We start from the raw sequence: 12518 nt of genomic DNA, 5'->3' as shown, positions 1-12518 counted from the left end.
GTGCCGGCACTCAAAAGGTTACCTCTCAATAAGATCGTCAATTAGTTGCTCTCTCGTCAAAGCACGCTTTCCAGATTTTCTGGATTGGTTTGAAGCCGGCTCATCAGCCGGCTTTTTTTTGCCTCACGCCCACACGTCGGAAATCATCTATCGCCGCCCGCGGTCATTCCATTTAAATGTAAAAGGCGCCAAACCCAGACCCTACCATGCCTCTCACTTGCCCAGAGGACTGCGCTCCAGCAGTGCTGACGGGCAGGCTCATCCCGCGGCCAATCCGGGACACACCGGCTCACCGCTTTGGGGAAATTCACAGGTCAAGTTAGTGCACGCTGGTGCAGGGCTTCGTTCGTGCCGAAAAAGGGCACCCACGGATTACCCGAATCACACGAGCGAACACGAAGACGCCGACCTGCAAATTGCTCGCGAGAGCAGATGAGGTACGCATGCAAGGCTCTTTCACTTCCGTCACGTTCAATTCCTTCCAGCGGGTATTCAAAAAAATCGCCATCGGCACCAGTTTGGTACTGGCCGTGTCTGCGGTTTTTGCGCCGGTGGCACAAGCCGGTGACTACCCCTACCCCTACCAGCAACACAGATCCATGACCGATGGCAGTGCCTGGTGGCGCCGGGATGTCGTTGGTGGTGCACCGCACATCATTATCGATATCAGTGAACAACGGGCGTACTTCTACAAGGGCAGCCAGCTCGCCGGTATCTCACCGGTAGCGACGGGTATCGCCGGCTACCGCACTCCGACGGGCAGCTTCCGGGTATCGGAAAAAGATATTGATCACCGTTCAAACCTGTTCGGACATTACGTGGACCGCGCCGGCTACGTGCGCAAAGCGAGTGTGGATGTACGCCGTGACAAACGGCCTGCGGGCACCGTATTCCGCGGAGCCTCCATGGACTTCTTTATGCGGGTCAACGGTGCGGTGGGCATGCACGCGGGTAAGGTAACCGGCCGTCCCGAATCCCACGGCTGTATCCGTCTGCCCTGGCATATGGCGAAAATTTTCTACGAAAATTCCCCCATGGGCACCAAGGTAACCATTCGCCAGTAACACTTCACCGGCGAACAAATGGTAAATAGCCAGTCAAAAAAAGGGCAGCGAACGCTGCCCTTTTTAATTGCCGATAGCTGCCTAACCGAGACTGCCCAGCACACTGCGCAGTGTCCAGAAATCCCAACCCTCCGGCAGCAGTGCGCGATCGTCCTCACTGGCAACAATGCCCCGGCGATGCTCTGGCCACGCCAGCACGGCGATACCTTCGTAACCGGTAAAGCGGTGGAACAATACGGGGGCAGACAACTTCCGCTCAAGCTGTTCACACAGCGGATGCCAGGACAGGGGTAACTGGCGGCGCACACTCGACCAATCCCGTTCGCTGTCTTCAGCACTATCCCCCGCTGCCTCGGCAGGTAGTGTTTGCCGTTTCGCGCTGTGGCGGGAGTGACTCGCTTCCAGCGCACTCGCATCCGGTAACGTCAGTACCCCCATGGCCTGCTGCTGGGCACAGAGAACACAACTGTCCATGGACAGCCCCAAGGATGCGCCCCGCTCGATGGGTATAAACCAACCCTGCCCGGCAGGCACCTGCCACTCACACAGCCCGCAGGTTCCGCTGTCAGATACTTCATTTTCCGCACGGTGCAATGGCTGCGGTATTTTGCCCGGGGCCCAGAAATGTGCGCTCTTTCCGGGAAAGAATTCCTGCGCATACTGGCTGACGTGCCAGTGAAAACTGAAGTTCGCGGCTACGCGACTGCGGTCCCGCGGACCCAGGCCGCGATAGCCGCGATGATTCACCTTGGCCAGACAGTATTCACAGGCGTGAGGGGCTTCCTCCAGGCCTGGGGCCGCCAGCGCCTCACGCGCGGTACCGATCCAGACAGTCTGCTGCGCATCCTCCAGCGCACCGCAACAGCTGGCCAGATGGACCCGTTGAAAAAACTCGCGGCGCACCTCGCGGTCTTCCACGGCAGTCACATCCACCGCGAACACCATTACCGGGTGGCCCCGGTACACCCAACCGTGTTCGGTCTGCTCAAGATCTCCGAGCGCCACTTCCATACCCTTGATCAGGGCGCGCTCCAAAGTACTTTCATCGACACCCTGCTGACCCAGGTCCTCGGACGGGTCTGCAGATGGCTCCAGCACCTCGGGCCGCTCCTCAAGCTCGATATCACCGTCCTGCTGGGGAGCGGACGGCGTCCCCATTCCGGAGATGGCCTGGGTAAGCGCTTCCAGGTGGCGGCTCCAGCGGCCCATCAGAAAGACTCCTCGAGGATACTGTGAATCTTGGTTTCGGAATTGGTAATCACGCGGAAGGCCACTCGCTTGGATTGTTCGATATTCTCACTGCCATCGGCATTGTAAATCGGTCGCGAGGAAGAATATCCGACCGCCGCCACATTCTGCATCATCCAGGCGTGGTGAGTGGTTACTTCGTTCAGGGTATATACATAGCGCAGTACCGAGCGCGCGCGATCCTGCGACAGGCGCAGGTTGTTGAAGTAGCTGGCATTGCGGTCGCTGGTCTGGCCCCAGCCGGTGCTGGTATGGCCCTCAATCCGTACCGCTTCCACCGAAGCCTTGTATGGAGCCAGCACGTTCATATAGCGGGGAAAGAACTCCTCGAATACCACCTGATAGCTATCGCTGAGTGCTGCCTCCCCGGTATCGAACATGGCATCGGAGTTATTGAACGCGACTGTGAGGGTATCGCGGTCAATGGTGGCACCCCAGCGCGCCAGATCCGGGGCGAATTCGCTCTGCAGGGACTCGTAGATGGCCAGCTGGTTTTCTTTGTAAGACATGGCGATGGTGCGGATCTTTTCCCGCTCGATCATCACCGAGCGCATCATTGCTACGGCAATGCACAGGAAGACCATCATCAGGCCCGCCATCAGGTCAGAAACACTGATCCAGGAGGCGTCGCTGTCAGTGCGCGCGGAGCGGGCTTTGCCCACGCCCAATTTGCCGGAACGGGAAAACCCGGACCTCGAGTTCATCAGGCGATTTCCTCACGGGCGCGCTCGGAGGACCGGGAAGACTGGGCGGTGGCGGTGAGACGCTGCATCTGCGCAACCAGTTGACGGTAGTCCCGGGTGAACTGGCCGCTGATGGTCGCCAGCGCCTGGCCCATGGCCGCGATAACACCTTCCACTTCCTCTTCCATCTTGCGCTCCACCAGCTGGTACTGCTTGCCGATAGAGTTTTCTGCATCGCCCATGCTTTTGCGGATCACGTGACTGAGGGCATCCACCATTTCCTTGTGGGTACGCGCCTGCTGCAGCGCCAGTTCCTGCATACCATTGCGGTGGGTAGTCACTGACTCCTGCACCAACCCCTGGATAAAATCCGCATCCAGGCTGGACATTTTTTCGAAGGCGCCGGACACCGCCGCGATCTGCGCGCCCAGCAGCTCGCTCTGCTTGGCAATACTTACCAGTGATTGCTTCATGTCGCTGGTCATCACCTGCTGCACCACATCGATACCCTGCACAAACTGATCGATGCGCTCGCCCAGGTGCGGCAGTACTTCCTGCATTTGCACACTCACACCGCGGTAGCGCTCCAGCTGTTCATTCAATGCCTGCATCTGCGCGCGGGCCTGATCGTTAACCCCCTGCATACCTTCAAAGAATTGCGGCACTTCCGCCAGTTGCTGATGGATCTGTTGCAGATCCCGCGCCACCTGCACCAGCCCCATCACCGCGGTATCGCAATGCTCGGACCAGTATTCCACCCGCTCCTCGTGCGCTTTGTATTCGCGAGTGAGGGTTTCCACCATGCGGTCAAACTGGGCAAAGTTTTCCCCAAAGCGGGTCATGTTCTCACCAAACTGACTTTCCACACGCTCGTTGAAACGGGTTACCACCTGCTCCATTTGCGCGACCAGCGCGCTGGACATCTGCTCGGAAAAATTCGCCAGCTGGGTTTCGCTCTGCTTGAGCTGACGCTCCTGCCCTTCCACCAGGGCGCCCTGCAGCTGCTGCAACGCCATGTGAATATCCGACAGTTCGGTTTCCGGCGCATGGTCGCCGGGCATGGGAATAAAACGGGTCAGTGCGCGCAGGACGATGGACAGGCCGATGCCGCACACGCTGGTAATAAAGGCAGTTTTCAAACCATCCAGCAGGTTGGCAATACTCTGATCAATATCTCCCAGACTGAATTCGAACAGGCCGATGATGACCCCGGTAAAAGTGCCGAGGATACCGAGGGAGGTAAGCAGGCCCGGCGCCTGTTCGACAAACTCAGCGGCGCGGCGCAGAAACCGGCACACCAGCGCCAGCGCAAACAGCACCAGCATCAGGGAAAGGAAACCCTCGGTCACCGCATCCGGGCTCAGGGCAACAAAGACAGAGCGCAAAAATTCAGACATGGAAGCAATCTCGTGTGAAATCTTCTCGGTTTAATTTTTTAATGTTCTTTCTGTTTCCAGCATGCGGTGGCGACTAGGCTTTGAGCTGCAACACAAACTCCTGCACCGAATCCCCCGATGGCAGCCGTCCCAAGTGGTGACTGAACAGGCGATAGCCGGGCAGCAGGCGCATCAGATCGGCGGTATTGCCGAGGCTGCGTTCGCTGCGACTTTCGGAGATTCCGGTAACCGCGACCTTTTCATCTTCCAACAGCTCAAACATCGCCGGGCGCTGCGGCTGCTGGCTGGATTTGTACACCAGAAAATGCAGCTGGCCACCGGAGGTCATGCGCCCCGCCAGTAATTCACCGAGCGCCGCAATCTGTTCCGGGCTGCAGAAATTCAGCAGATCCCACAGGAATACCCCATCCAGCCGGGTGCCGGGATCAAAACTGAACATGGATTCACTGAAGCCGCTGGTCTCGCCGTGCATCTTCTTGCGCCAGGTGAGGGACGCGTGCAGATCTTCCACATACAGCGAACCGACCTTCTTTTTCAGCGCATCGATATTGCGCCCGTTTTTACGCCCGCAATCCAGCACCGTGGCCGCCGCGGGCAACGCACTCAATGCCTTGCGCACACCGGCAAACTCCAGCCGCTCATCGTCGCGCACCTGGCGAAAATAGGCGCTTACATCGGAGGCGCCACCGCTGCGTACCTGATTGCGCGACGTGGTGCTGTCGTACTCGAGAAAATGCTCGGTGACATTCTGGTCCATACCCTCCCGCTTCATCAGGGAATTGAACAGGCTGAAACGGTCCATACATTTCAATAGCGTGACGGTAGAGTGACCCTTGGACGCGACCTCCGGGTAGCTGGGATCGTCCACATATTCAAAGCAGAAATTATCCAGCAGGCGGAAGCGCCGGGGTTTATGCGGTTGGTTGCGCCCGGTATAACGCATGGTGTGCAGAATCGTACCCGGCTTCAGATGCGGCTCCAGCAGACGGATCAGGTGGCGGATAACATCCAGCTCGAGAAAATTCAGCAGGTCCCAGCACAGGATCACATCAAACTTGAGTTTTTCCGGCTTGGGGATCAGGTGATCTTCCAGCGCCTGCAGTGGGTCACTGGCGTGTTGGTTGTCTGCGAGGTATTCCACCAGGTCTTCGATATGACACTGGCAGTTAAGGCCGAGAAAAGCCTGAGTGGTACCGGACGAGAGAGGCCCGAGGTCGAGTATTCGGTCCCCGCTTTTGACCATCTCGGTCGTTAACGCAGCGAGGCCAAAAGAGCGGTGTTGCATTGTCTATCGCAGGAATTCGGGGCGTGAGCCGGGAGAAAGAAGGCAACGCCGCACGGGGGGATGCGGCGTTGCAGCGGAGGATCAGCTGCCAGCCAGCTCCGCGTCCTTGGCCGAATCCTTGGCAGCGTCTTTAGCCGGTGCGAAAGATTTTTTCGCGGCGGGCTTGCTCGGCGCTTCGTCTTTCGGCGGCAGATTCGGGTGAACCAGTTTGTCTTTGAACTCGGAGTGACGGGCTTTCATCTCGTCGTCGGTGTCGACCATATCCATGGAGCCGCGGAACTTACCGCCGTCGTCCAGCTGAATACGCGGGGCAGTCAGGTTGCCCTTCACTACAGCGGTATTGCGGATCTCGATCAGCTCGTCTGCCAGCGCATCGCCGGTGAGGGTGCCGTTGATGACAATGTTCTGCGCGTGGATATTCGCGTTGATTTCACCTTCGCGACCGATGGACAGGTCGTGGCCTTCCATAATCACGGTACCTTCGATGGTACCTTCAATATGCAGGTCTTCGGTGCCGATCAGTTCGCCGCGGAACTTGATATTTTTGCCGATAACCGAGCGATCCTTCGCCATCGTGGATTCGAGCTTATCCGCGAACGGACGTTCGCTCGCACCATTTTCGTTCATGCCGGAAAGAAAAGAGTTGGAATCCAGATTCGCATCTGGTTTTGGATCGAGCGGATTCGCCATATTGCCACCTAAGTTGTAACCGTAGAGAAATGTTTATGTTTTTAGGTAAACAACGTTTGTAGCGCTTTTCTTCACTGGTTCCCATAGCCGTTGAGACAAAAATCAAACCGCGCTCCAAGTTTGTGAAACCCCTCACACAAAATTAGGCGCCAAATGCAGATGGCAGTGAAACCTTTTTCATACCGCGTATAAAAAGCACTCGCCACTGGCCAAAAAGAGTGCAATAGGTCAATTGCCGAACTGTTTAAATTGCGGTTGATTCAGCGAAAAATCGCACAGATTTCTACAGGACCACCTTTTCATTGAATACAAATTATTCCCGACTACGGCTAAGGAAAGTGGCGCGGCACACCAATAAGGGGCGTTTTTACCGGCGTCGCCGCACCGGGAACAATGACGAAACTATTACTGCCGGGATTGGTGTCGTATACGAAGGGACCGATCTTCTTCCAGTTGTTCAGTAACCAGAGATTTCCGGATGGGTCGATACCGCCCCCGGTAATGCGCTCCAGGGCATCACTGGTGTAGCCGGTATCCGGGGAGATTGGGTCACCGACTGACATTCCGGGCGGGCACTCGCCAGCCCCACAAAAACGCGACACGCCGGTGTCCGGCCAAACCGTATCTGCCTGTACATCCTCAAATGGGGTGTGACCGAAATTGAACACCCACAGGCTATCACTGCCATCCACCGCGTTACCCCAGGGAATACTCAACCCACCCCTGCCAAACACCTGTACCGGTGCCCCACCATCCGCGGGCATAAATACAATGGATGGGTTACCGCCCCCCTGGGGATCGAGCGGGTCCACACAGGGCACATTCACTGCATCGGAATTGGATATCCACATATTCCCTTTGCTGTCACTGGAGATACCCATAGGCCATGACAGTTCGGCACCACCGGTATTCACTTCCTCCACATTGCCGCGCTGATCAATACGGTAGAGGCGCTCGGCCTTGTTGCCGGTAATCCAGGCCCGTCCGCGCTTGTCGATGGCAATCGCAAAAGGCTTCAGGGATGGCGACTCGGTGGGCTGCAGATCGGGATTGGCACCGGGCAACAGGAAATTTTTTGCCAGCAGCGGATTGCCACTGCGAATCATGGTCACCGTGTCATTGCCACAATTGGCTACCCAGATATTACCCTCTCGGTCAGAAACCGTTCCCTGCGGCCACCAGATATTGCCCCGGGTAAAGCCATTGCTGCGGGAAATCGGCCGACCGCTCTTGTGAAACAGCGAGACACTGTTGTGGGTGGCCGGAATTTTATTTTCCGGATCTGGCGGTACCGTACCGTCGGCACAGGCCGGCGATTCAAAACCGAAATTCCCCACCCATACATTGCCGCGTGGATCCAGAGTGATACCGAATCCCGCACCGCTCAGGCCACCGCCGTAATAAGGCGACCCTTCATAAGTTTCACCCCAGGGGTAAAAGCGCAATAAACGCTGGCTTGCGCAGGCGTTTTGATTGGTGGCCTTGGGAATGTAGTTATTCAGAATCCAGGCACTGCCTTCTGTATCAAAGGCGATATTTCCCGGCCCGTTCATCAGGTTGAAGCGATCCTGTGCGGAGTACTTGCCACCGGTAAATTTGATAAACAGCAGCCAGTTTGTGGGACGCTGCTCCAGCGCCGGCTGGTATAAAGGCGCCGCCAGGGACAGCAGGTATATCGGGTCCGCATTGTCCTGCGGGTAAAGGGGGTAAGACGGGTTTCGGGTCAGGTTGGCCAGCGCCTGCAGAACATTCTCCGCCGGGGGCGCGCCCGCCACTGAAGTGGCTGCAAACAATTGTTCACAGTGTTCGCTGGAGGCCACGCAGGCGGCAACCACATTACTCAGAGCGTTAAACGTTGCAAAGGTACTGGTTTCACTGCCATTGGGGGTCTGCCGCAAAACATCGGATGCCCGTCCGGAAGCCGGGTCCGCCATATTTGTCACCATTTTAACGGCGTTCTGCATCCCCACATGATTGCCGCGCAACTGTCGGTCGCGAATAAACTGCGCGAAGGCAGTCGCCGTAGCAACGGTAGTGCGCTCGTTGATCACCAGCTGTGGCGGCACCTCACTACTGGACACGACCGTGGCAAGGGTCACCAGCCCCCTTTCCGCAACCATTAGCAACACCGGCGGCATTGTCGCGATAAGGCCCGGAGGCAGTCGGTAGTGCAGGCGGAAACTGCCATCGGGCTTGCTCACCGCCGTCGCCAGTTTGCGCTGGAAGCCACCGGCAATAGTGAAATTGGCGTAGAGCGATATGCGGTAGCCCGCAAGGGGGAAATGCTGGCTCTTGACCGAGCCCTCAATAATTTCAGCAGCGGGAGGCGCGGGGAGCCAGCCATGTCGAAAGCTGTCCCGGCTCCTGTCAGGCTGCGCCCCAAAGGATGCGAACGAAAAAAACAGCCCAATGACCGCAACAAAGAGGCAGGCGTGGCGCCCGCGAAAACCGCGTACTTCCATGGTCGAGCATCCCTACTACCCGGTGCTATGGCACCTCTACTTCCCGGATGTATCCTTCCTGGATACCTGCGCCCACACTCGCGAGCCATGGGAGCCTCTGAACAGGCCGGTGTTACCACAGGCTTTCAGAGTCTCCCGAAAAAAGTATGGCACAGGGGTGCCCGTGCACCGGGGCAATCAGACGCCCGGAGTCTTCACAAAATAATCGTGCGCCGCCCGGTTCACCCGACCGGACAGCAACAGGGTGGAAACCATGGTGGGGATCGCCATTACCGCGTACATGCCGATAATCAGACTGTTTACGATATTCAGCGACAGCACCGCGCCAAGCACGATCAGCAACAGATAGATAACCGTGTATACCACCTGAAAGCGCGCGCCAAACAGGAACACGAAACACTTCATGCCGTAGTACCAGAAGGTAACGATGGTGCTGAAGGCCAGCGGCACCACCATGATCAACAGCAGTACAGGACCCCAGCCGCCAAACACACTGCTAAACGCATTTGCCGTCAGCGACACCCCCTCGATGCCCTCGCCCTTCTGCCACACACCGGTCAGCAGAATCACCAGCGCGGTACAGGTACAGATTATCAGGGTGTCCACGATCGGCCCGACCATGGCCACGACACCCTCGCGCACCGGCTCGGTGGTTTTGGCCGCGCCGTGGGCCAGGGACTCGGTACCGATACCTGCCTCATTGGAGAAGGCGCCGCGACTGATTCCCGTCGCGATCACCGTACCAAGAACGCCACCGGCCACGGCTTCACCGGAAAAGGCATCGGTAAAAATCAGCGCGAAAGCCCCGGGAATTTCCTGCCAGAAATAGCCGATGACTCCGAGGGTCAGCAACAGATAGAAAATCACCATAGCGGGCACGATACGTACCGCAAACCGACCGATGCGCTGGATGCGCCCAACAATCACCACCAGTGCCGCGGCGGCGAGCAGCACACCGAGCCCCAGATCAAACAGAAATGCATTGTCCGCACTTACCCAGCCCAGCGGTTCGGCGAATGATACCCGCAGCAACTGCACCGTCTGATTGGACTGAAAGGAAGGCAGCAGACCGCCGAGGCCGGCAATGGCAAACAGGTAGGCCAGCGGTAGCCAGCGTTTACCCAGCCCTTCGCGAATCACATACATGGGTCCGCCCTGGACCTCCCCGTTGCTGTCGCGGCCGCGATACATCACCGACAGCGTCGCGGTGTAGAACTTGGTGGCCACGCCCACCAGCGCAGTCACCCACATCCAGAAAATTGCCCCGGGTCCGCCGGTGCTGATGGCAATAGCCACCCCGGCGATATTCCCGAGCCCCAGAGTGCCCGAGAGTGCAGTGGACAGCGCCTGCCGGTGCGGCACCTGGCCGGGATCATTGGGGTTGTCGTATTTCCCCCGCAGCAGGGCAATGCTGTGGCCAAGATGACGGTAGGGGCGAGCCCGGGAGCTGATCAGCAGGAACAGGCCTCCGCCCACCAGTAGCACCAGTAGCGGCGTGCCCCAAGCGTAGGCAACGAAGGTATTGAGGGCGGATTCCAGAGTATTGAGAAAGGACATAATTAGGTGAGCAAAAGTGGTTGCGAAAACCGGCTATCCTCACCCAATCATCAATAAATCTCAAATCAAGGCTGCAGGTGTTTGTCGATAAACGCGACGATGGCCTCGGTGGTCTGCATGCGGGCAGTTCCCGTGACGAGGTGGTGGGTTTCGTCTTTCAATTCCAGAAACTCCACGGCTTTTTTCTTGCGCTTGAGCTGCTTGTGCATGTATTCAGACTGCCGTATCGGCACCACGACATCGTCCTCTCCGTGAATCAGCAATACCGGTGCCTGAAAGTTCTCCGCAAACCGCACCGGAGACACGGCACGTAAGCGGTCTTTGTCGACTTCACCACGGGCCATGCTTTCTTCCCAGTAACTGACGACCCAGTGATGCCTGCCGTTGTCACGCCGCTCATCCCGTAGCATCCGCTCCAGATCACTTACGCCATTTACCGATACCACACAGCGGTACTTTTCAGGGGTAAATGCGCCGCCGGCCAACGCGGCATATCCGCCGTAACTCATCCCGGCAATACACACGCGCTGGGGATCAACAATGCCCTTGCGCACCAGCGTATCCAGCGAGTCGGTGACGTCATCCTGCATTTTTGCGCCCCACTCCCCGTTACCCGCCAGGTGATGGTCGAGACCAAAACCGGTGGAACCACGGAACTGCGGCTGTACAACCAGATATCCCCGATTGGCCAGCGCCTGGGCCAACCAGTCAAAGCTGACGCGATCGTAAGCGGCAGGGCCGCCGTGGGGGAGAATCACCGCGGGCAGGTTTTTCAGGTTGTCCATTTTGGTTCGCGGCAAGGTGAGCAGTGTGGGAATCACCATGCCATCGCGGGCTTTGAAATTCATGGTCGCGATGGGATGAATCTGCTCACTGCTGATCTGAGGCCTGGCGGAAGCCAGCAGTACCGGGCTGCCCTCTTTCGGGAACAGGTAGTAATCCCCGGCTACTTGCGAGCCCTCCACGTACACCACCAGATGCTCCCACTCTGCGCTCCAGTCACGCAGCCACACCGAGTGTCCGGCAAACTGTGCCTGAATGTCCTGCATCCGCTGATCCAGCGCCGGATCAAAGAACCGGTAACTCGGGGTAAAACCGGAGTAGCGCACTCCCCACACTCGGCGGTCCAGGCTGGTGTAGGTGTATTCCACATCCGCATCATCCCGACCGAAACCCAGGTTCGCGAATTCGCCAGTGATCAGTGACAAGGTGTAAAAGTCGTTGCGATTGGTTTCACCATTATTCGCAATGGCGATCAGTGACTCGCGGTCGGGGGTCAGCCCCATAAAACTGATCGACGGTACCGAAGTCTCCTCGCGGTAAATCTCTTTCCATTCATCACCGTGGCGCGCGAGCATACGGTGCAGGTTGCGTTTGTTATCGAACAACTCGTGTGCGATCACCTCGCCCTTGTTGTCCACGAAGAAATCCCAGGAGGACGAGCGCCCCTTGAAATGTACCCGGGGGTAGCGCGGGCTATCCAGATCGACCCGCAGCAGTGACTTGCGCGGGCTCTGATCATTCTTGCTGTCGGGCACATACGCTGGCATATAGGCGTACTTGTTATCGGGCGAGAGCCCCACAATACTGCCGAGCCCGGTCTGCCCCGCATAGATCACGTCTCCCGGGGTCAACAGCTGACGCACCTCGCCATTTGCCACGTTAAAGGCGTAAGCGGTACTCAAATCCAGCTTGCCGCGAAACCCCCACATTTTGCGCACATTCGACGCCACCAGAATGAGCTCGTTCTCATTGGCGAAATAGATGGATTCCGGCGTTATTTCAGAGAGGTTCACGGCGTTCAACCGCTTGCCTTCCGCAAGCGACATCACGATGGCGATATCAGAATCGTTTTCCCCGGTCATGCGGAAGGCAATGCGTTCGCCGCTGGGGGAGACCGTCAGCATGCTGACTTTTGGCAGGGCACCATAGTCTTTGGCGGTCAGTTCATTCGTTTTCGCGCCCCCAGGGGACACAAGGAATAGAGAGAGTATCAGGCCCACCACAGGCTTGAGAATGTGGCATCGCGCCAACCAGGAAATCATCACCAGACCCACCTTTTTAAAATTATTATCGGAAAAATGTATTTTTCTCGCAGCAAAGTCTGCAAATCCTACCGCATTTCCGACAGA

General features: G+C 57.5%; 9 protein-coding genes. 1 reads left to right on the top strand and 8 read right to left on the bottom strand.

Features of this window, described 5'->3' with window-relative positions:
* The first annotated feature begins 443 nt into the window (after positions 1 to 443).
* Positions 444 to 1064: a L,D-transpeptidase family protein gene (locus ACYX4K_RS00440; RefSeq protein WP_475090763.1), complete on the top strand. Its 621-nt coding sequence runs from the start codon at positions 444 to 446 to the stop codon at positions 1062 to 1064.
* Between the two features lie 81 nt (positions 1065 to 1145).
* Here the strand turns inward: ACYX4K_RS00440 and ACYX4K_RS00435 are convergent, their stop codons facing one another.
* The 8 genes from ACYX4K_RS00435 to ACYX4K_RS00400 all read right to left on the bottom strand — a co-directional run bounded on the left by ACYX4K_RS00435 (position 1146) and on the right by ACYX4K_RS00400 (position 12431).
* Positions 1146 to 2273, bottom strand: coding sequence for a hypothetical protein (locus ACYX4K_RS00435; protein WP_475090765.1), 1128 nt, complete (start codon positions 2271 to 2273; stop codon positions 1146 to 1148).
* Complete coding sequence (locus ACYX4K_RS00430) at positions 2273 to 3016, bottom strand: OmpA/MotB family protein (protein ID WP_475090767.1); 744 nt, start codon at positions 3014 to 3016, stop codon at positions 2273 to 2275. The genes ACYX4K_RS00435 and ACYX4K_RS00430 overlap by 1 nt, the downstream gene beginning before the upstream one ends.
* Positions 3016 to 4392 (bottom strand): hypothetical protein, encoded by a 1377-nt coding sequence (locus ACYX4K_RS00425; protein WP_475090769.1) that lies wholly within the window; start codon positions 4390 to 4392, stop codon positions 3016 to 3018. The genes ACYX4K_RS00430 and ACYX4K_RS00425 overlap by 1 nt, the downstream gene beginning before the upstream one ends.
* Positions 4393 to 4465: 73 nt before the next feature.
* On the bottom strand, positions 4466 to 5677 hold the full coding sequence (locus ACYX4K_RS00420; protein ID WP_475090771.1) for a hypothetical protein: 1212 nt from the start codon (positions 5675 to 5677) through the stop codon (positions 4466 to 4468).
* Between the two features lie 81 nt (positions 5678 to 5758).
* Positions 5759 to 6367 (bottom strand): bactofilin family protein, encoded by a 609-nt coding sequence (locus ACYX4K_RS00415; protein ID WP_475090772.1) that lies wholly within the window; start codon positions 6365 to 6367, stop codon positions 5759 to 5761.
* Positions 6368 to 6696: 329 nt separating this feature from the next.
* On the bottom strand, positions 6697 to 8829 hold the full coding sequence (locus tag ACYX4K_RS00410; RefSeq protein ID WP_475090774.1) for an NHL repeat-containing protein: 2133 nt from the start codon (positions 8827 to 8829) through the stop codon (positions 6697 to 6699).
* 177 nt (positions 8830 to 9006) lie between these two features.
* Positions 9007 to 10386: an alanine/glycine:cation symporter family protein gene (locus tag ACYX4K_RS00405; protein ID WP_475090776.1), complete on the bottom strand. Its 1380-nt coding sequence runs from the start codon at positions 10384 to 10386 to the stop codon at positions 9007 to 9009.
* Between the two features lie 65 nt (positions 10387 to 10451).
* The gene (locus ACYX4K_RS00400; protein WP_475090777.1) at positions 10452 to 12431 is read right to left on the bottom strand and encodes an alpha/beta hydrolase family protein; all 1980 of its coding nucleotides are present in this window, start codon (positions 12429 to 12431) and stop codon (positions 10452 to 10454) included.
* Positions 12432 to 12518: the final 87 nt, after the last annotated feature.

This window comes from Microbulbifer sp. ABF4_107 (assembly GCF_056312215.1).
Note: the sequence above shows the minus strand (reverse complement) of the source record. Positions and strands in the feature narration are given on the sequence as shown.

What these genes read in the sequence shown, in the direction of transcription:
- ACYX4K_RS00440 (WP_475090763.1), top strand. Translation starts at nt 444, where the DNA reads ATGCAAGGCTCTTTCACTTCCGTCACGTTCAATTCCTTCCAGCGGGTA.
- ACYX4K_RS00430 (WP_475090767.1), bottom strand. Translation starts at nt 3,016, where the DNA reads ATGAACTCGAGGTCCGGGTTTTCCCGTTCCGGCAAATTGGGCGTGGGC.
- ACYX4K_RS00410 (WP_475090774.1), bottom strand. Translation starts at nt 8,829, where the DNA reads ATGGAAGTACGCGGTTTTCGCGGGCGCCACGCCTGCCTCTTTGTTGCG.
- ACYX4K_RS00415 (WP_475090772.1), bottom strand. Translation starts at nt 6,367, where the DNA reads ATGGCGAATCCGCTCGATCCAAAACCAGATGCGAATCTGGATTCCAAC.
- ACYX4K_RS00400 (WP_475090777.1), bottom strand. Translation starts at nt 12,431, where the DNA reads ATGATTTCCTGGTTGGCGCGATGCCACATTCTCAAGCCTGTGGTGGGC.
- ACYX4K_RS00420 (WP_475090771.1), bottom strand. Translation starts at nt 5,677, where the DNA reads ATGCAACACCGCTCTTTTGGCCTCGCTGCGTTAACGACCGAGATGGTC.
- ACYX4K_RS00425 (WP_475090769.1), bottom strand. Translation starts at nt 4,392, where the DNA reads ATGTCTGAATTTTTGCGCTCTGTCTTTGTTGCCCTGAGCCCGGATGCG.
- ACYX4K_RS00435 (WP_475090765.1), bottom strand. Translation starts at nt 2,273, where the DNA reads ATGGGCCGCTGGAGCCGCCACCTGGAAGCGCTTACCCAGGCCATCTCC.
- ACYX4K_RS00405 (WP_475090776.1), bottom strand. Translation starts at nt 10,386, where the DNA reads ATGTCCTTTCTCAATACTCTGGAATCCGCCCTCAATACCTTCGTTGCC.